This is a genomic window from Paucisalibacillus algeriensis (assembly GCF_000577245.1).
Classification (GTDB): domain Bacteria; phylum Bacillota; class Bacilli; order Bacillales; family Amphibacillaceae; genus Ornithinibacillus.
Genome location: NZ_CBYO010000001.1, coordinates 158,726 through 179,296, shown reverse-complemented (window position 1 = coordinate 179,296; position 20,571 = coordinate 158,726). Strand labels below are relative to the sequence as shown.

At 34.5% G+C, this 20,571-nt stretch carries 20 protein-coding genes; 5 read left to right on the top strand and 15 right to left on the bottom strand.

Going from position 1 to position 20,571, the window contains the following annotated elements:
• Positions 1–36: 36 nt before the first annotated feature.
• The 7 genes from TY11_RS00740 to TY11_RS00710 all read right to left on the bottom strand — a co-directional run bounded on the left by TY11_RS00740 (position 37) and on the right by TY11_RS00710 (position 6,560).
• Positions 37–993: an ABC transporter permease gene (locus TY11_RS00740; protein ID WP_042142004.1), complete on the bottom strand. Its 957-nt coding sequence runs from the start codon at positions 991–993 to the stop codon at positions 37–39.
• Positions 993–1,913: an ABC transporter ATP-binding protein gene (locus TY11_RS00735; RefSeq protein ID WP_042142003.1), complete on the bottom strand. Its 921-nt coding sequence runs from the start codon at positions 1,911–1,913 to the stop codon at positions 993–995. The genes TY11_RS00740 and TY11_RS00735 overlap by 1 nt, the downstream gene beginning before the upstream one ends.
• 203 nt (positions 1,914–2,116) lie before the next feature.
• On the bottom strand, positions 2,117–3,583 hold the full coding sequence (locus TY11_RS00730; RefSeq protein WP_042142002.1) for an Msr family ABC-F type ribosomal protection protein: 1,467 nt from the start codon (positions 3,581–3,583) through the stop codon (positions 2,117–2,119).
• A 393-nt stretch (positions 3,584–3,976) separates the two neighbouring features.
• The gene (locus TY11_RS00725) at positions 3,977–4,345 is read right to left on the bottom strand and encodes a DUF1801 domain-containing protein (protein ID WP_042142001.1); all 369 of its coding nucleotides are present in this window, start codon (positions 4,343–4,345) and stop codon (positions 3,977–3,979) included.
• A gap of 145 nt (positions 4,346–4,490) precedes the next feature.
• A complete protein-coding gene (locus TY11_RS00720) occupies positions 4,491–5,027 on the bottom strand; it encodes a hypothetical protein (RefSeq protein WP_042142000.1) in 537 nt (178 codons plus the stop codon).
• A 231-nt stretch (positions 5,028–5,258) separates the two neighbouring features.
• A complete protein-coding gene (locus TY11_RS00715; RefSeq protein ID WP_042141999.1) occupies positions 5,259–5,831 on the bottom strand; it encodes a TetR/AcrR family transcriptional regulator in 573 nt (190 codons plus the stop codon).
• Between the two features lie 3 nt (positions 5,832–5,834).
• Positions 5,835–6,560 (bottom strand): MBL fold metallo-hydrolase, encoded by a 726-nt coding sequence (locus TY11_RS00710; protein ID WP_042141998.1) that lies wholly within the window; start codon positions 6,558–6,560, stop codon positions 5,835–5,837.
• A 209-nt stretch (positions 6,561–6,769) separates the two neighbouring features.
• Between TY11_RS00710 and TY11_RS00705 the strand changes: the two genes are divergently transcribed.
• From TY11_RS00705 to TY11_RS00690, 4 genes are all read left to right on the top strand, one after another.
• On the top strand, positions 6,770–7,147 hold the full coding sequence (locus TY11_RS00705; RefSeq protein WP_042141997.1) for a GntR family transcriptional regulator: 378 nt from the start codon (positions 6,770–6,772) through the stop codon (positions 7,145–7,147).
• Complete coding sequence (locus tag TY11_RS00700; RefSeq protein ID WP_042141996.1) at positions 7,144–8,010, top strand: ATP-binding cassette domain-containing protein; 867 nt, start codon at positions 7,144–7,146, stop codon at positions 8,008–8,010. Before TY11_RS00705 ends, TY11_RS00700 begins: the two co-directional genes overlap by 4 nt.
• Positions 8,010–8,810: a hypothetical protein gene (locus tag TY11_RS00695; protein WP_042141995.1), complete on the top strand. Its 801-nt coding sequence runs from the start codon at positions 8,010–8,012 to the stop codon at positions 8,808–8,810. Before TY11_RS00700 ends, TY11_RS00695 begins: the two co-directional genes overlap by 1 nt.
• Before the next feature lie 145 nt (positions 8,811–8,955).
• Positions 8,956–9,474 (top strand): hypothetical protein, encoded by a 519-nt coding sequence (locus TY11_RS00690; protein ID WP_042141994.1) that lies wholly within the window; start codon positions 8,956–8,958, stop codon positions 9,472–9,474.
• 133 nt (positions 9,475–9,607) lie between these two features.
• Here TY11_RS00690 and putP read toward each other — a convergent pair whose 3' ends face one another.
• The 5 genes from putP to TY11_RS00665 all read right to left on the bottom strand — a co-directional run bounded on the left by putP (position 9,608) and on the right by TY11_RS00665 (position 16,393).
• Positions 9,608–11,095: a sodium/proline symporter PutP gene (gene putP / locus TY11_RS00685; RefSeq protein ID WP_042141993.1), complete on the bottom strand. Its 1,488-nt coding sequence runs from the start codon at positions 11,093–11,095 to the stop codon at positions 9,608–9,610.
• Between the two features lie 542 nt (positions 11,096–11,637).
• Entirely contained in the window at positions 11,638–12,483 is an 846-nt protein-coding gene (locus TY11_RS00680) for a hypothetical protein (protein WP_231495749.1), read from the bottom strand.
• A 140-nt stretch (positions 12,484–12,623) separates the two neighbouring features.
• The gene (locus tag TY11_RS00675) at positions 12,624–13,067 is read right to left on the bottom strand and encodes a hypothetical protein (protein WP_042141992.1); all 444 of its coding nucleotides are present in this window, start codon (positions 13,065–13,067) and stop codon (positions 12,624–12,626) included.
• 253 nt (positions 13,068–13,320) lie between these two features.
• Positions 13,321–14,283: a tRNA dihydrouridine synthase gene (locus TY11_RS00670; protein WP_042141991.1), complete on the bottom strand. Its 963-nt coding sequence runs from the start codon at positions 14,281–14,283 to the stop codon at positions 13,321–13,323.
• Between the two features lie 283 nt (positions 14,284–14,566).
• Positions 14,567–16,393 carry an ABC transporter substrate-binding protein gene (locus TY11_RS00665; protein ID WP_042141990.1) on the bottom strand — a complete coding sequence of 609 codons (1,827 nt, stop codon included), beginning with the start codon at positions 16,391–16,393 and terminating at the stop codon, positions 14,567–14,569.
• Positions 16,394–16,495: 102 nt separating this feature from the next.
• On the opposite strand from TY11_RS00665, the gene TY11_RS00660 reads away from it, so the two are divergent.
• The gene (locus TY11_RS00660) at positions 16,496–17,380 is read left to right on the top strand and encodes a DMT family transporter (protein WP_042141989.1); all 885 of its coding nucleotides are present in this window, start codon (positions 16,496–16,498) and stop codon (positions 17,378–17,380) included.
• A 367-nt stretch (positions 17,381–17,747) separates the two neighbouring features.
• Here the strand turns inward: TY11_RS00660 and TY11_RS00655 are convergent, their stop codons facing one another.
• The 3 genes from TY11_RS00655 to rlmD all read right to left on the bottom strand — a co-directional run bounded on the left by TY11_RS00655 (position 17,748) and on the right by rlmD (position 20,518).
• Positions 17,748–17,945 (bottom strand): alpha/beta-type small acid-soluble spore protein, encoded by a 198-nt coding sequence (locus tag TY11_RS00655; protein ID WP_042141988.1) that lies wholly within the window; start codon positions 17,943–17,945, stop codon positions 17,748–17,750.
• A 169-nt stretch (positions 17,946–18,114) separates the two neighbouring features.
• Positions 18,115–18,615: a hypothetical protein gene (locus TY11_RS00650; RefSeq protein WP_042141987.1), complete on the bottom strand. Its 501-nt coding sequence runs from the start codon at positions 18,613–18,615 to the stop codon at positions 18,115–18,117.
• Between the two features lie 517 nt (positions 18,616–19,132).
• Positions 19,133–20,518: a 23S rRNA (uracil(1939)-C(5))-methyltransferase RlmD gene (gene rlmD, locus TY11_RS00645; protein WP_042141986.1), complete on the bottom strand. Its 1,386-nt coding sequence runs from the start codon at positions 20,516–20,518 to the stop codon at positions 19,133–19,135.
• Positions 20,519–20,571: the final 53 nt, after the last annotated feature.

The following is a 20,571-nucleotide window of genomic DNA, read 5'->3' as shown; positions in this document are numbered from 1 at the left end:
ACCTCTTCCTCAGACAGGTTTATCATTTAATCGTTATTAGATACTTACATCCCTCTTCTTAAAGAACAAGAAGGAGAAGAATAAGAATAAAATTAGATAAACGATTAGTACCGCAACGGAGAAACCGAGGGTCATTCCTTCAATTAATGGTCCATCTGTAAAGTATAACTCTAAGTTGGTATTTGCAAATAAGGAATATTTAGCCCAATCTGTAAACAATGCTAATATACCTGTTGCAGTACTTCCAATGAATAACAGCATTACGGATAATGCAATTGCAATTGTTTCGCTTCTAAATATAGTTGATATCATAAATGCCATCGCTGTTAACATTAGAACGGAGACAGAACTTGCCAAATAACTTAATCCTAAGAACAAGATTCTAGAACGCTCTGTAACTTCACCATCAATAGCTGATAAATGCACGGAAGAACCATCGAAACCGAATAATATACTACCAATAATAAATGAAAGTACAAAAGTTATCGCTAATAGCAAGATACCAAACAATAATGTCGTAATGAATTTTGATGCAAGTATTTGGTTTCTTGATGCAGAGCGTACCAATAGTAATTTAATAGTCCCTTTGTTAAACTCATGTGCAACAATAGAAGACCCAACAATAATTACAAATACCCCTATTAATTGGATTAATAATATATTCGTATCCATATAGGTCCATACATTGGTTTCTTCGTGTGGAGAAATATTGTTCTCTATTCGGTAATTATTGATTGCTTGCTGATTTATCGCATAGGATTCGGTAAAATAATTAAAAGCTTCTTCCTCTGTTTGTTTATACGATTCATTTGATATTGTTAGTTCTTGCTTCCAGTCCTCTTCACTAGGCAAGTCACTACTTTCCGTTTGGTTAAAGAAGATGACAACTGCTGTAAGAACAATACCTAATAGTAATATGCCAAGCATCACATACGTACTGACACGATTAAATAATTTCATCCATTCATTTTGAATTAACTTTAGTAATAACATTAGGAGACCTCCCCATTTGTAGCCTGTAAGAATCTTTCTTCTAGCGTTTGCTTTTCTCTTATTACTTGGTAGAGAATAATACCTTTACTTGTTAAGTATGTAATGAAACTACCAATCTGCTCTTTTGTAGCATCCACTTGTAATAAGTTATCGTGAATTTCAATAGCTATATCTGGATATTCGCTCAGCAAGATATCCTTGGCTTTCTCCACATCATTCACCTCAAAAATATGGCGGTTAGCTATATCTGCTTGTTCTTCACTAGAGACATCTTCTACTTGAACAAGTTCTCCCTTTTGAATAATTGCAAAACGGTCACACATTAACTCCATCTCTGATAGGACATGACTCGATACAAGAATGGCGATTCCCTCTTCTTTGGCAACTTTACGTAAATAGTCACGCATTTGCCTTATACCTGCCGGATCCAATCCATTTGTTGGTTCATCCAAAATGAGAATTTTAGGATTGTGAAGCATAGCTTGGGCAATTCCTAAACGCTGCTTCATACCAAGAGAAAAGCGAGCTACTTTCTCATCTTTGACATGATCTAGATTTACTAATTCTAACCGATGTTGAATATCCTCTTTGGTAACATTGTTACTCATACGACCAAAATGGATTAAGTTTTTCCTTGCTGTCAGGTACGGATATAACTCCGGATTCTCTACAATTGCACCAATATTTTCAATCGCCTTTTTATAGTTTTTACTGATGCTGTTACCATTAACGATTATTTCGCCAGATGTAATATTGGTTAGGCCTACTATCATGCGAATAGTTGTCGTTTTACCGGCCCCATTTGGGCCAAGAAATCCAAATACTTCCCCTGGATATACATCAAATGAAAGATCCTTGATGATATGGTTTTTTCCGATTTTTTTATTCACTTTCCTAAGTGATAAAATAGGTTCACTCAAACATAACACTCCTTTTAGCAATTAATAATACAAATTACTTATTATCCATATCAATTTGCATTTATTTATTTCGACATATTCTTTATACGTTTGTATTATGTTTTTGGTTTCATTGAGATTTATTTTTTATAGAAATTTACATAGACTCATGTGATTAGTACCAGTCCGCTAATTCATTTAGAGAACTGGTATTTTTATTATACTTACTTATTTTGTAATACTAATTTATGATTCTCAATAGAATATACCTGGTCTGCTACATTGTCTACGAATGTCTGATCATGAGACACCAGTAATACCGTTCCTTCATATCCTTTTATAAATTGTTCTAACGCTTCCATACAAAAAACATCTAAGAAATTAGTTGGTTCATCTAGCACCAGAACATTATACCTTCCTAAAAACAGACTACATAAAACTAACCGAATTGCTTCACCTCCACTTAAATCCTTAACATGCTTCTTAAAATCATTCCCAGTAAAATTCATGGAATGAAGGACGGCACGAATCTTACTTTCTTTAAAGTCACTCCTTTCCTTCATATAAGCTATAACCGTTTGGTCTTGTTTGAATTGATAATTCATTTGCTCATATGCTCCAAACACCACTTTAGGAGAAATCGTTAGTCCTTCACCTTGCTGTAAAATATGTCGAATCAACGTTGATTTTCCTGCACCATTCTTCCCAGTAATCGCAATTGATTTACCTAATGAAAACTGAAAACTTGCTTCTTCAAGAAGTGTCTTATCCCCTATTGTTATAGTCAGACGTTCTGCCATAATTGGAAACTTATTGTGTAATTTCAGTGATTCTGACTGATGAAAACGAATAAGCCGTTCCTCTTTTGGAGCATCCACCACTTCTAATTGTTCCACTCTGTGTTCCAGTGCTTTCGCTGCCCGTTGTACGGACTTTTGACTAGTACCTTTCGATTTCGTCATAAAAGTCTTATTAGGTATATCATTTACTTCTCTTTTGGACATTTGTCCATTAGCCTTCGTAATCTTTGCTGCCTTCATCATCTTTTGCTCTGCAGCTTTCATCAATCGATTCTTTTCCTTTAAATAGTTTTCATGCCCTTCTAATTGTTGTCGTTTTTGGAGTTCCTTCTGTGCCACATAATCAGAATAATTACCTGTATATTCAGTTACTCTACTGTCTTCTACTTCCCAAATTTTTGTTACTAGCTTATCTAAAACATAACGATCATGGCTGACAAGTACTAGTGCACCATAATAATACGATAATTCTTCAATAAAAAATTTAATTCCTTCTTGATCTAAGTGTGTCGTTGGTTCATCGATTAATAATCCTTCATGATAAGTTGAGAAGAGTTGGGCTAACTTTAATCTTGTTTTTTCTCCACCACTAAATTTATCAATCACCGTTTTCGGGATAGATAGCCTACCTAATAATTCAGGCTCTACTTCACTTTCTTCCGGTGATGACAATTGGTCAAAGTAAGCAAAATCCGCAAAATGTTTTACTTGCCCTTTATCTGGATGAATTTGGCCATCCATCAGCTTTAGTAACGTACTTTTACCTGCACCATTCTTTCCAACAATACCAATACGGTCAAATTGATGCACAACCAATCTCGAAATGTCTAACACTAATCTATCCAAAAATGATAGCTCCAAATTTTCAATTTCAATACATACCTTTTCCACTTTTCCTACCTCCAATTAAAAAAATCACAAGCTCTGCCTGTGATTTGGAGTAAAGAGAAATAGACCTATCCTTATTCAGTTAGGGCTTTTAGAAGCCTTCTTAATTTTACCTACCTATTAAAAGGGTAGGAACATCTTTGAATATAAATAAAGAAAGGCAGAAAAATCCGCCTTTCTATACATGACATATTTAATATGAAATGAAGGTTATTAAAAAAGGACAGACTAATCCCGTTTACTCTGTATGCACAAACAGAGCCATTTAAACTATGAAGTTACTAGTTTAAAGTTGGGAAACGTAGTCTCATCGCGTGTGTCACCTTTTTAATAATCCTCCTTAACGTTTATAATTTACAGCTTTCATTATAGGGAGTCTTATGGAATATGTCAATACTACTTCCTGTTTAATTCCATAGCTTCATGGATAAGAGAAATGAAATATTCTGGATTAATATCTTCCATCTTTTTCATTCTAATATGTCTCATTGTTTTTCCTGACCCTTGTAATAGGTTCTCCTGATCTTTATCTTCTAGCTCATTACCTTTTTGAAAACCAAGATTTACATGTTTTTTACTAGCTTGTAAATAACAAACCAATCCATTATATGAGTAATTAGGCATAGACCATTTATACTCTTCTATTAGTTCTGAAGACGTGTTAAGAATAATTTCTCTTAAAGAACTTGTAATAGCTTGAATTTCTTCTGGTAAATTTGCAATATACTGATCAACCTCTTGTATTTTTCTTCCTTCATTACTCATATAATAGCTCCTTTACTACTGAATATCGATATTATCATTATAGCTATGTTCTAATAATAAATCACTATTTGGTACTACATTTTTTCCTATTTCATGCTAGACAAAGCAATCATTTACTTTTTATCACAAGATATAATTTAACTTTTTAAGTTTTTTCATCAAAGTATTGAATACCTGGGTCCATCGTATAACGTTGGGATGGGAAGAGTATTTTTTCTAGATAGGGTGTTGAGATATTGTTGAAAAGATAATTTGCTTCTGTTTCCGCCATAAAGTATTTCGCTTCATCTGCCGTACGTTTTCCTGTCACAATTTCATGAAACAAATTAACAGATAGAAAGTTCGCCTCTTCTTTATCACAAATAACAGTAACTTCGCCTCTTGTTCGATCTGGGTAGCAACTACCATCAAAACGAGCAATTTCTTCAAACTTTTCAATCGGTGTACGATAGTCAACCGTTTGTGCTAGAAAATCCATATGATTCACTGGTAAATTATGTGGTACAGCATCTCGCATTACAACCGTACGCTTCCAAGGACCATTATTATACCAAATTAATCTACTTGCTATGGCTTCCTGTGGGTATCCATACTTTTTTATAATTTTCAGGGCTCCCTCACGTTGCTTCTTTTCCCATGTGCTCAGAATCTGTTCAATATACTGTTGGTAATCATTATTCATTTACTATTACCTCCCAATATTTCATCCTTAACAATATATACGGGAGCCCATGAAATAGTTACTACATGAATACATGCTGTTCTTGAACCCTGCCATCATTTTTATTGTATTTAATCCTTCATCAAAAATACTTTGACGATTTCCGGGATTGACGTAATTCCCGGCCCATCCCTATTAACTTTGTAACTTGAAAAAACACAATTCACAATATCGAATTAAACTGGAATTTTTTTATACACTCGCATCCATGTGTTTCAAGCCCGTTAAGAATGCCTTCATTAATAGATTAAAGCTTTCCGTATGTTTTATCGACATGCCAAATCCACCTTTTTGTTCAAGGGAGGAAAATCCATGAAGAATACTTCTTAAACCTCTAACCGCATGAATCGCATTTTCTTCTGATAATTGAAAAGAACTTAAAGAATTAACTATTAACGTAATGATTTTATTTCCTTCTCTATCAATTTCCTCATCCTTAGGATGTGGAAGTGCAATCGTAAATTCATATAATCCAGGATGTTCCTGTGTAAAACGAAGATATGCATCTGCCATAGCAAAAGTTGCTTCTTCCCCGTTTTTATCTTTTGCAGCTTCCTGCAAACGTTCATGTAATCGTTTCACACCATATAGTGAAAGTTCTCTTTTTAGTTGAGGCAACCCTTTCACATGGTTAAATAATGATGGAGAACGAACAGATAATCTCCGTGCAATCTCTGCCAAAGTTACAGCCTCTGTACCACTCTGGTCTGCGATCTTTGCTGCTGTTTGAATAATTTGTTCTAAATCCAACCCGACTCTAGGCATCCATTATGCTCCCTTTCCTAATTTACTTAGACTACCTTCTGCTTCATTTATTGCCTTTTGAATACTTTCACAAGGATTTTCAATAATCCTTCCGTGGCCAACCGCAAGTATTGTAGGATTTAGTTTCAGTATTTTTCTAGCACTTTCTATTGATATTTCTTTATTCCATGTTCCAAACGTTGGGAAGGGGAATCTTCGTACCATTTGTCCACAAACTGCCAATCTACCTTTTGTTTGGAATGCATCTCCTGCAATTATTCCACCCTGATTCGTATCTAGTAAGGAAATGGAACCTGGTGTATGTCCAGGAGTTGCATACACTTCAAGTGAACCAACACGGTCTCCTTCCCCTAACAATCTATCAACCTTCGTTATTAATTTCTTAGGAACACCACCTTTGATAGGTGTTTGTGGTTCATTTGCCTCTAAGGATGTATCACCTTTTAACAATCTACTGTCACGTATAGAAATTGATACTATTGCATTAGGAAAAGTAAGCTTTAACCGATCTAATGCACCAACATGATCGCCATGACCGTGCGTTAAAACAATGTTCGTTAGCGGCTTATTAAGTTTCTTTACCAAGTTAACAATTCCTTTGTAGCTACTTGGAAGCCCGGCATCTATTAATGTTAGCTGCTCCTCTTCCTCATAGATATAACAATTCACCGGAAACAGACGCGGTAAAACTGTCAACTGATAAAGATTCAGACAATGAGTTACTTTCATACTATCATTCCTCCTAATTCATTTCCTACTAGAAAACTAATATCATTAGTTTTAATATAACTAATGGCATTAGTTTTAGCAAGTGGAAATTACCAAAAGAGGAATATTTTTTTCTCCTTATTGACATACAACCGAACCCCCATTATAGTTATATACATAACTATATAACTAAATCAGGATATAACCATTTTAGGATAGCGGGTGGCATTATGAGTAAGCTCTTTGAAGAAGACAAACCAATATACATTCAAATTAGAGAAAAGATTGAGGATCAAATTATCAATAAACAATTAAAGGAGGGAGATCAGGCACCTTCCACAAACCAATTAGTGAATTTCTATAAGATTAACCATGTTACCGTGTCAAAAGGAGTGAATCAGTTAGTTGATGAAGGGATTTTATATAAGAAAAGAGGAATTGGCATGTTTGTGGCTGAAGGGGCAAGAGAAATGCTTGTCCAGAAACGTAAAGAATCTTTTATAGAAGATTACGTTCTCAAACTTATTCAAGAAGCGAATAAGCTAGGCATTACAGAAAATGAAATCATTGGTTACATTAAAAAGATAAAAGGAAGTGATAACTTATGAATCTTGTAGTTAATAATTTAAGCCTAAACTACGGAAATTATACAGCGCTAAAAAATGTAAAATTTGAAATAAATAGCCCCAGAATTTATGGACTATTAGGGAGAAATGGAGCAGGAAAAACATCACTATTATCAATTTTAGCTTCATTCCGCAAAGCAACTTCTGGCTCAATTACCATAAATGGTGAATCTCCATTTGAGAATGCGGATATCATGCAACAGATTGCCTTTCTATATAATAAAGACTATAAGGATGAAACAGATAATATCAAGAGTATATTGCAAGATAACGAACGATACCGCCCAAATTTTGATAAAGAATATGCAAACTACCTAGTTAACCGATTTAAACTAGATCAGAAAAAACCAGTCAAAAAATTTTCTAAAGGAATGCAGTCAGCTCTTAATGTCATCATAGGACTAGCGAGTAGAGCACCAATAACTATTTTTGACGAGGTCTATTTGGGCATGGATGCTCCATCACGCGATATGTTTTATAAGGAACTACTAAAGGACCAACAAAATCATCCTAGAATTATAATCCTATCCACCCACCTCGTCTCCGAAATGGATTATTTATTTGATGAGGTGATCATGTTAGATAAAGGAGAAATTATCCTTTATGAAGACTATGATTCGCTGATGACAAAAGGTGCAAAAATTACCGGAAATGCTGAGTTAGTGGATGAATTTGTTCAAGCAAAACAACAAATCCATGCGGAACAACTAGGAAGTACAAAAGCGGTTATGATTTTTAGTGAACTTACTGACTTAGACAAGGGATCGGCTCGCGAGCTTGGACTAGAAATAGGACCTATTACGCTTCATGAGCTATTTGTGTATTTAACCAAGGAGGAAAACTAATGAAACAAAATGCCATTTATCTTAAAGTAGCAGTAGATATGTTCACTGCACAGTCTTTATGGGTGCTTGGGTTCTTAGGAGTAATGATAGTTGTTCATATCTTTCGAATAGTCTCATCTCTATTTGGAGATTTTGAAGTAGATACTTATTTCAATAGTGTTTTTATTTCTGCTAACATTGCTATGTTTGTCATTGGAATATTATGTTTTTATTTTCTGCCTCACTTTGTAGCAAATGGTGTAACAAGAAAGGATTACTTTAAAGGAGCAACATTAGCCGCAATTGGATTATCAGTATTTCTCCCAATTATAACCATAGTGTTTTCTGTTTTGAGTCAATTTATAATCAATCAAATTGACGGAATAACCATAAATAATCCTGATATTAATTCTGTTGTTCAAGATATAGATACGGACGGAAATATTATTGGCAACATCATCAGTAGTACTGTACAATCCTTCATTGTCCCTCCTTATATTGATCCAAATAGCAACTGGTTATTAGCTATTTCTATCGTTAGTATAAATATTTTCATTTATTATCTAATAGGTTGGATGATTAGTTCAGGATTCTATCGACTAGGTACAGTACCAGGGTTATGTTTTGTTTTTGTTGGGCTAATTATTTTAATCGCTAAAGATTCACTCTTAAGAATAACCTTAGATTTACCATTAGTGGAACAGCTAAAGTTTCTAGATATTCTGCCTAAAAGCATTGCTGCAATCACAGTCTTTTTACTCATAATAATGGTTATTGGAATAACTCGACTACTAACTAAACAGGTAACTGTAAAGCTTTAATACTAAAAAATGAAAGAGGCTTGGACATACCTGATAAAGAGATACTGTAAATTAACTTCGTCAAAATAGTTGAGTATTTTAAATTATGTTAGAGCCTCTTCTTTTAATATATTAATAAAATAGTAGTATGAAAATGGAGGACTGAATGGTGAGGAATATTCGTTTTTCTGAAAAGGTACTGATTCTTGGTTATTGCTTTATATTACTTTTTATGATTGTTCAAGACTGGGTTCCACTAGGATCGCTTAATGACATCCATGCAATAAAGCAAGAGAAAACGACTAACGAGTTAATCATCGTTACCTTAGTTGGAGTATTACAAGTAGCCTTCCTCATTTTTCTAATGCTATTGTTCATTGGTAAACGATACCCATTGTTTGTTAAGCTTTGGCTTGTCATTCATCCATCGTGTATTTTTGCTGGAGTATTGATGAGTTGGTGGATTCCTTATTTTACAGGTATTGGTGCTACAGAAAGGATTGCAAGCTATACGGCCATGTTTGGTAACACCCATACTTTCTTACCAGTAATGAACGGAATTGTACCAAATACATTTCATATCTTGTTTCACGTTACCTTATTTGTCTGTATTCTTGTCTCCGTTTATATTTTTGTTACGGAGTCAAAACGGACTAGTCAACATTCTAATGTTAAAGTCAGATAATGTAACTTGCTTCCATCCGCAAAACGTTTTCTTGCTATGTAATGAAAGGTAATAACTGTGAATGAAGACAATCTAAAGAAAAATGGTTCCGATTATTAATAATTAATAATCGGAACCATTTAATTACGAGCTATTATTTCTCTTCTTTTAACAGTCTGATAGATTCATCAAACTCTTTTTCAATTTCTGGATTAGGCTTGTAAGTTAGCAAGCTAATTACTACTGTAACAATTAAACTTAATACAAAACCAGGAACAATTTCATATAACATACCAGATAAGGATTCTGAACTTCCCCAAATCACTACGGTAACAGCACCTACTACCATACCTGCAAGTGCACCAAGTCCTGTGATTTTTCTCCAGTATAGAGATAATAGAATAGCAGGTCCAAATGAAGCACCAAATCCTGCCCAAGCAAAACCAACTAGGTCTAGAATTGTTTCATTCTTTGTCCAAGCAAAGAATAGAGCTGCAATCGCTACAACTAGAATTGAAATTCTTCCCAAAAATACATATCTTGCTTCCGAAGCATCCTTCTTTACTACCGCTTTATAAAGGTCTTCAATTAATGCTGATGACGTTACAATCAATTGTGATGAGATTGTACTCATAATTGCAGCTAATACAGCAGCAAGCATGATTCCAGCAATAAATGGATGGAATACCACTTGGCCAATAGCAATGAAAATTGCTTCAGGATCTACAAGTGTTTCCCCTGGGTTCTGTTGGAAATATGCAACACCGATTAATGCTACTAGAGTCGCACCTAATAGTGATAGAATCATCCAGCCGATACCAATTCTTCTTGCTTGTTTGGTTTCCTTCACACTCTTAATCGCCATAAAACGAACAATAATATGCGGTTGTCCAAAATAACCGAGTCCCCAAGCAACAGATGAGATGATTCCAGCAGTTGTAGCACCTGCGAATAAGCTTAGCAATTCTGGATCAACTGATTTAATAGAATCAACCGTTTCCCCTACGCCACCTGTTACAAATATTGCAATAACTGGAACGAGAATAAGTGCCAAGAACATGATTAGCCCTTGAATAAAGTCCGTATAACTAACAGCAAGGAATCCCCCAAATAAAGTGTAGGCAATAACCACAGCAGATACAATCAGTAACCCACTATGATAGCTTAAACCAAATGAGCTTTCAAAGAACACTCCACCAGCTACCATTCCGGAAGATACATAGAATGTAAAGAAAAGTAGGATAATAATTCCTGATGCAATACGAAGAATTTTCGAGCTGTCTTTTAATCGATTATCTAAGAAACTCGGTATTGTAATAGAGTCATTGGATACTTGTGTGTAAGTACGAAGTCGTGGTGCCACGAATAACCAGTTTAAGTAGGCCCCAATTGTAAGACCAATAGCAATCCAAACCTGGTCAAGACCATAAAGGTAAATAGCCCCAGGAAGACCCATAAGTAACCATCCGGACATATCCGCTGCCCCTGCACTAAGTGCGGTTACTGCTGGACCTAAAGAACGTCCTCCTAACATGTAATCATTCAGATTTGATATACGTCGGTATGCATACCAACCAATACCGAGCATCGCCCCCATATAAATTATTATGGCTATTAGCTGATATATTTCTTCACTCGACATAACTTCTCCTCCTTGTTTTAGACCTTTCATCCTAGTAAAAGACATCTGGCCTATATTTTTTATAATCAATGACAAAAAGCCATTTGCCCCCAAAACGAAACCGCTTTCACTTTGTATTGTAAAGGAACGTTTTTTGAACATTTCATATATTGTATATAATATATTAGTATTCACTAATTTGTCAATTATTTGTTGAATATTGTCAATGCGCTTAAGTAATTTATGCTAAGCTTCTAAACAGGCATAACCGAACTAAAAAAAAACCATATTCATGAATGAACATGGTTTTCGTGTATACTAATATATGCTCTATACCGGACAACTATTCGGTTAGTTTTGCATTGGTCCCTGTTCGTCATCCACATAATAATTCTTCTCCCCTAGCTGAATATCTGTAACATCCCCATCATGAAGAAAAAACAAACGATTTTCAACCGTACCATCCTGATGTCATTCTATGCAGTTAGGAAATCTTTAGTACTTTTTAATCATCCTACTTCATAACTACTATTAATTTAGTTAAAATTTTTTACTACTGTTTTTTATGCAATGTTGCCACCATGCATTGAAAATATATAAAAATCTTCATGATCTGTTAGAGTCCAACCGTCAAAATAAGAACTGTCATGAAACACATCGATAAAAATATTGCCACACTGAATGATTAGGAGTGGACATTGTTCAAATAACTGTACATCTTCTATTATCCTACCAACCAATAACTCTTCTATTGTTTTCCATTCCCTTTGGTTTGATTGAATATCTGTTTCTCCCAATATGATTCCACCTGTATCACGGACTCGCCAAGGGCACTCGATGATTATTGCACCTTTTTCTAACTGAATGATGAAATGTACCTCCGAATCAATGGCAGTGATCCTTTGACCAATAAATTCCTTAAAAGTAATTTTGCTTAATTTCATATGCCAAATCTTACGGGCATGTGCAATAATCATTTCATTGATTTTTTCCAAGGTATAGCCATAATAATTATCTCCATATTGAAAATCATCAATGGCATCACTTATTTCTTGCCATTTCATCTGTTCCTCGAATAAATCATGTTCTATTGTGCAATCATATATCTCTTTCACAATCAACATAGCATTTTCAACAGGTAATAAAAGTTGTGAATGTAGTTTTTTCATATGATAATCCAAGCATTGCTCTTTTAAAGGTACTTCCCATTGAATGTTTTTCATGGCATCTTCAAACATCTTTTCCATTTCAAATATATTTAATTTTGCTTTCCTATTCATACTAGCAAGCTTATTTATTTCACGTACGTCCATATGCAAACTATTAGTTGCCCACTCTACATAATCAGAAGGCTGTACCGTTCCTATGTATCTTTTATAATATAATTCTAATAAATCTATTGAAATCACCTCGTTAAATTCTGGTTAGACATTCCTAGACTTGCCAAACCTGCCGTCTCTCTTTATCATAAAGATTCCCTAATTCTAATTGACTTTCTACCTTTATTCATAGTAGTATTATGACCGGTTAAGCTCTCTTTTGCTACATATCAGTCTCCTGGAAGTTCATTCAATACCCAGGAAATTTTAGCCTCGAAATCTAATTGTAAAACAGGGCTTGGGAACTCATCATGTACAAACGTGAACTCTTTATTAAATCCTAACGTAAAATTTCCTATTTTAGCTGTATTGGTTCCATTCCAATCAGAATCGGTACAATACTCCCCTTCTACTAAATTTCCAACTATATGATAACAACCCATGTATAAACGAAAATCCTCTACTTCACCATATTCAGATAAATGGCTTGGCTTTGAAGGATTAATTTCTAATGTTTTTAAGACTTTCAATAGGCAAGGATCCATTTGTTTACATGCTTCCATATAATTTTCACAGTATACACAGTCGCACAGTTCAATATCTTTGTTGTAAAATTCCTTCGTCTTATTTACATCCACTTCTAACACCCAATTCATAAGCCGTATTTGTTTCACTGGAATCTCTCCCCCGATGCTTGTTTCCTTGCCTGAATTTCATTGCAACACCATAGTTATTTTGCTTATTGTATCTTATACGTATTATACGAAAGAAAGTTTCCACTCTTCTACACAAAGACCACTAAGACTAAAACAGTAATAGCATTAAAAAGACCCAGAAATCGGAAATATTTATTTCACGAAAACCGGGCACAATTTTGATATTATATTTTTCAATTGGTAAAAATCATGAAACGATTGGGATTAACCACTATTCCTTCGTATCAAAGTTATCGAGCATTGCACGCACTTCATCTGTTGATTCTGTACTCATCAATTGATTTCTCAATTCACTTGCCCCACGGAATCCCTTAACGTATATCTTAAAAAAGCGACGAAGAGGTCCGAATGGACGCGGTTCTATTTTAGAATATTTGTCAAAAAGGTCTAGATGTACTCTTAAAAGATTAAGTAATTCTTCACTACTATGGTCTTTTGTTTCCTCTTCAAAAGCAAATGGATTTTTAAAAATACCACGCCCTATCATCACCCCATCTACACCAGATTGTTCTACGAGCTTCAAGCCTGTTTGACGATCTGGAATATCCCCGTTGATTGTCAAAAGTGTTTCTGGTGCCACATCATCACGAAGTTTTTTAATTTCAGGAATCAGTTCCCAATGAGCATCTGCATTGCTCATTTCCTTTCTAGTACGTAGATGTATGGAAAGATTTGCGATGTCTTGTTTCAGTACATGGGTCAACCAGTCCTGCCATTCATCAACTTCCGTGTAACCAAGCCTTGTCTTCACACTTACAGGCAATCCGCCTGCTTTTGCTGCTTGTATCAGATTGGCAGCAACTTCCGGATGGCGAATAAGACCTGCTCCCTTACCTTTAGCTGCCACATTTGGTACAGGACAGCCCATATTAATATCCAAACCTCGAAATCCTTGTTCCGCCATACCAATACTCATTTGGCGAAAATATTCAGGCTTGTCTCCCCATATATGAGCCACTATTGGTTGTTCATCCTCAGTAAAAGTCAAACGTCCGCGAACACTAGCCTTTCCCTCCGGATGACAATAACTTTCCGTATTTGTAAATTCGGTAAAAAATACATCCGGTTTGGCTGCAGCACTTACAACATGTCGAAAAACAACGTCTGTCACATCTTCCATTGGTGCGAGTATAAAAAACGGTCGTGGTAAATCACGCCAAAAATTATCTATCATAATTAAACCCTCTCATTATGGATACTAGTTCAAACTCTTATCCCAAAATTAAAAAGCAAAAAATATCTTTGCTCCATTTACACTTATACCATGCTTAAGCCACTTTTATCAAACTATAGAGAAATCAAAATGTTTAATTAGTTTGTGAAATCGATATGTAGGTAAATCTAAGGAACCTTGGATTGACAAGAGATTAGCATAAATAGACCTTGAAAACAAATTATTACATCCAATGACGAAGAGAAGTTTTTTACGTTATTATTTCCGGTTTTGTATGAACATATTAACTCTTTCGAAAGAATAATCTTTCAAAGGGAACCAACCCAATTGTACTCAAAGATATCCCCATTAAATTCTTATGAAACAGGGCTTTTTGAAACGTTGAATATAATGGTACAATAATGTCCCTATTAATTAAATCTCCTTCTAACTGTTTTAGCAGATTAATTCGTTTTCCTTCCTGTTCTTCCATCATAGCTTTATCAACCAATTTGTATACTTCATCTATATTACACAGTTTAGAAAATGCGCTACTATCAGAGAGAAATAAATTATATAGAGAAACCTCTAAGGAATTTTCAGAAACAAACTCGGATAGAACTAAGTCAGCTTGTTTCGACTTTTCTATAAAACTTGAATAAGGCACTTGGATAATATCAAGTTCTATATTATGCTTGGCAAGTTCAGTCTGTATCCATATAATATCATCTTCATTAGGAGTTAATTCGTATGTCATGAGAGTTAATGTTTCATGTAAACATGTGTAATTTTGATTACTGAAAGACTTGGGCTCTTGAAGGTATTCTTGTCCACTAATTGAGTTTACCTTTTGAAATCTTGGATACCCTAAATCCCTCACCATCTTGTCCTTATTTATGATTGAGGTAATCCTATTTCTCAATGAACTGTTAGATATAATATTGCCTTTATTCATATTCCACATAAGATACTTTACTGATAGATTATCACGTTGAATATAATTATATTTACGATTACCATCATCTTTTGTTGAAAATGGAATATAGAATAAAGGTTCTTGTTCCATTATTTCAGCTTTAAAATACTTTTCAATCGTTGGTAATACAAAAAATGAAATTTCGTCAATGTTTGCTCTCCCTTTAAAACAAGAAGAATGCACACTTAAATTTAATAAGTTTATATCATGTTTTTTTACCATATACGGACCAGTCCCTATAGGGGATTTAGCAAACACTTTTTCTTCCTTACCGCCATAATTTTCAGGGACTATTGAACATTTAGGTGATGTCAAAAGCAGATCCCAACAATACATCGGCTGAGAAAATTCAAATCGTATAACATGCTTTCCAATACAATTAATAGTCTTTAAATGTCTAACTATCCATTGTGAAGGAGTTTTCCTAAGCCTTTCAAAACTAAATTTTACATCCTTAGAAGTAAGGGTTTTATTATTGTGAAAGTAAATACCCTTCCTTAAATAAAAAGTCCATTCTTTTCCTTCATTAGCCTGTTCCCAATAATGTGATATACTTGGCACTATTTTTTCATTTCCATTATCGTATGTAACTAAAGTATTAAAAATTTGTTCGACCATGTGCCTTTCCGACTGCCTTTCAACAGCAGCAGGATCTAATGAATTAAAAGGGCGGAAATACGGAACCTTTAAGTGTTCATAATCATTTTGTTCTTCGGTTTTCATTGATAAGGTATGAGCTTTTAGCCCAAAAAGCTTGAAAATTATATCAAAATATACCTGTTCTCTCTCACGATATAAACCATTAGTTTCTAAGAGTGATATGAACCTAATAATATCATCATATTTAGGTGATTCGCTTTCATAATAATCCAGCATTTCTTCGATTGTTTTTAAAAAGACTATTGTGGTTGTATTACCTCGCCCTTCACCCTTGTTTCTCTTTATCCATTTTTTATCCGTCATCTTATTCAATATATTGGTTACAGTTCTTTCTGAGCACTGCAATTCATTGCTTATCTCAATTCTCGTTAAGTTAACCTTTTCAAAAGGTATACACTTTGCAAAAATAGCAAAAAGATTAAGGTAGTGTTCTATTAGTTTCATAATTGTACAACCCTCTCTATAAAAGGTGAAAGTATTGTCTATAGTTTTCACTTTTTGTTCTCCCTTTACTAACTATAATTATAAGTACGGGCACTGTAAAATTTAATATTTGGAAATGAGAAAATTATAAGTTGGCTTAAGGAGATTAACCAAATGAACGAATTACAAAAAGGACATATGTTCAATTTGCTTTCTGTTTTAATGATGGCAGTGGGGCCATTATTATCAAAATTTGGATTATTAGAGATTTCCCCTACTAAAGCATCTATTATTAACACGATTACTGTTATACTGGCAAGTTATTTATTGGGCTTAGTACTACGTAGGAAGGTGAATTTTTATTTTGAAAAAGAAATAATATTGTTAGCACTATTTAATTCTATTGGGGTTATCTTTTTATTTCTAAGCACTAATTTACTTTCACCTGTTGAAATAGGTTTCATTGGGAGATTTTATACTGTATTTGCTGTCTTATTATCGGTATTAATTCTGAAGGAAAGATTAAGTAAAAACGAAATAATATTTATAACCTTAGCTATTTTTGGGGCATTTTTATTTGTGGATAAAGGTGATAATCTTCAATCTAATATGTTAGGTAGTTTCTTTGCAGTTTTATATACGTTCTTTTTCGCATTAACAAATATATTCATTAAAAAAACCATGTCTAAAGACAGAGACTCAAATTCTATTTTATTCACTAACAATTGTATTACCTTAGTGTTCGTTTTACTGTATGCGATGGTTAAAGGTGAGTTTCTCAGTCTTGATTATTCATTGACAGGAACAGGGTATATTGTTTTATCTTCACTTCTCACTGGATTTCTCGGAACACTTCTTTTATATAAGGCACTGGAACATTTACGTTTCTCCATAGCTAATGTAACCAGAGCATTCAGTCCATTACTGCTTGCACTTATCTCCTTTCCATTCTTCCCAATAGAGATAACAATCCAGAATACATTTGGGGCTATTGTATTAGTAGTTTCAATACTTTTGTTATCATTAGGAAAAGGGAATAAAGAGAAATCTAAAACCTAAGACGCATACAAAAAGGTTTCAAATTAACCTATAACCCTATAGGTGAAAGAACATTATTCATTTTAACTGGATAGTGTTTTTCCTTTTTAAAATAAAGTTCTCCGAGATTATTGAATGCGGAAACATGAATCTCCGATAGGACAAGGTACGGGCATAAAAAAGACCCGGAAATCGGAAATGTTTATTTTCAAGGAAACCGGATCTGAATCGGTAATGTTTATTTTTACTAGGAGATGTTAGTTAGACACATCTGTTCATCCTACTATTATATGATTGGCTTCATAACAGTATAAAAAGGGAAAAAGAAAAAGCAGCTGGTATCTACCAACTGCCTTATCTTCCATAGCTTTATTCAATTAACTACTAATTAACGAAGTCCACTCATTTGTCCTTGTGCCATTTGAACTAATCGTTTTGTAATTTCTCCACCAACCGAACCATTGGCACTAGAAGTCGTTTCAGCTTCTAAATTGACACCAAATTCTTGAGCAATTTCATACTTCATTTGCTGAAGTGCTTGTTCAGCACCCGGAACTACTAATTGGTTGTTATTGTTGTTTGCCATGTCAGTTCACATTCTGCCTATAGGTTTTTTCGTTTGCCTTTCTTTTATGTATGGGAAATGAAGGGAATGAAAAATGAGCATATTAATTGTAACCGAATAAGAATAAAAGAAAAAGCGACCTTATAAGATTGCCTTCATTGAGTATTGCATTCATTAGTAAGCATAAAACTTACGATTTTTTCCCTTCTTCGAACATATCCTTGAAGTATTGGAATACATATCTTTTGTACACTTCTTCCAATTTCTCCATAAGTATTGAACCATTGGGGAGTGCTGTCCATGCATAATTAGTTTCTTCTTCTAGTGCTTTCTTCATTGCTAACAGTATTTCTTTTTTAAAATCCTCTATTGTTGGATTAGACAATGCAGTTGTAATAAATTGATATACCCTATTATCTCTACCCGGAGCATCTAGAAGGTTAATTACTTCACATCCTAATGCCACTAATGCACCTTGTTTTACGATTTCCATGTGTCTTTGATACCAATTCATTTCTTCATCAGTACTAGCAAAGAGAAATCTCTCATATTCAAAATGTTCAAAATCAATATCATGACCGAATCCACTATAATTTGTAATCATATCATAGTACATCCACTGTACTTTACCGAATTCTATTTGAAACTCTCTATAATTATTAGCCTGTAAGATAAAAAATTCTTGCTTCACACGTTCACCCCCTTATACTTATATATTCCTATAACAAAAATATACCATTATTAAAATATTCAATAGAAGGAAAAGCAAACATAATACCACTCCGTTTTAGTTTGGAGAGGTTTTATTCTAGTTATTTATTTTAGTTAATTCAACCTCTTCCTTATTTCAAATTTAAACTACATACTCGAAAAATAAAAAAATAGGATAATTTATCTATGTTTTCCCTGTAGTTTTGACAATATTTTACAAATTTAGATATTAATACAGGGGTCTATTGGTGGTGAAAGGCAAAATGTATAATATTTCATTCCTCAAACATACAAATAACAACAAAAAATGTAGTGGAAACCCCAATGAGGATGGCACTACAGTCATGCTGATATTTAAACATTGTCAGAAGGGAAATTGAAGGAACACGGAACTCACAAGGGTTTGGACATGAAAAGACCCCGAAATCGCAAATGTTTATTTTAACGAAATCAGGGTCGGACTAGCAAATGTTTATTTTAACTAGCAAGAGAGTTTTTTAATTAGACACACGCTTCTCCAACCAAGTCACACACTCTATATGCATACTTTGAGGGAACATATCTACTGGTTGTACTTCTTTTGTTTCGTAACCACCATCTTCTAAAATGCGTAAATCACGAGCTAGGGTTGATGGATTACAGGATACATATACAATCCGCTTCGGTCCCATTTCAACCATTGCATTTAGCAAGCCTTCATCACAGCCCTTACGCGGAGGATCAACAACAATTACATCTGGTCTTAGCCCAGATTCCTTCCATTTAGGCATTACTTCTTCAGCAGTCCCTACTTCAAACTCTACATTCGTCATCCCGTTCAATTTTGCATTAACACGAGCATCTTCAATCGCCTCAGGTACAATCTCAACTCCATATACCTTTTTCGCTTTTTGAGCTAGGAAAAGTGAGATAGTTCCAATTCCACAATATGCGTCAATAACTGTATCATTTTCACCAATAGCAGCATATTCTAATGCCTTTTCATATAGTTGTTTCGTTTGGGTAGGATTCACTTGATAGAATGATTTAGCCGAAATGGCAAAACGGATGGAACCTATCGAATCATAAATATACTCCTGGCCCCAAAGAACATTCGTTTTATCGCCTAAAATTACATTTGTTTTTGCTGAATTTATATTATGAATAATGGATTTCACATTCGGATACGTCTCTGTTAATTCGCGAATAAGATCTTTTGCGTGAGGTAACTCCTTAGTTCTTGTAATTAGCACAATCATGGTTTCCTTTGTTTCTCTACCAGTTCGAACCATGATATGACGTAGAACACCTGAATGACTTTTCTCATCATAGGCTTCTATTCCAATTCGGCTGGCAATTCGTCGAACCGCTTCAACCATCCGGTCATTCAGATCCTCTTGTACCACACAAGTATCCATGTCTTCGATAATGTGATGGCTTCGCATTTGGTAAAAACCCGTTATTAGTTCTCCGTCTTTTTCGCCAACTGGAATAGCTACTTTATTGCGGTACCTCCACGGATCCTCCATCCCAATTGTTGGGTGAACCGGTACATGCTCCAAATGAGCAACCTTTCGCATCACATTCTTCACTTGTTGTTGCTTCATCGATAGCTGCAAATTATAGCTCATATGTTGAATTTGACAACCACCACATTTGTAAAACACATCACAAGGGGGTTCTACACGTTCAGGACTCGGATTTTTTACTTCTAATAGTTTTCCAAAACCAAAGTTTTTATTTACCTTCACTACTTTCACGGTTGCTTCTTCACCGGGTAAACCATATGGGACAAACAATGGATAGCCATTTATCTTCCCTACACCATTCCCCTCATGGGTAAGGTCCTCAAATCGTATTGTCACGGTTTCATTCTTTTTTACTGGGGCAGATTGTTTTGCCATTTATGTATCTTCCTTTACGAACTATTTGCTATTCTTTATCTTATCATGAACAA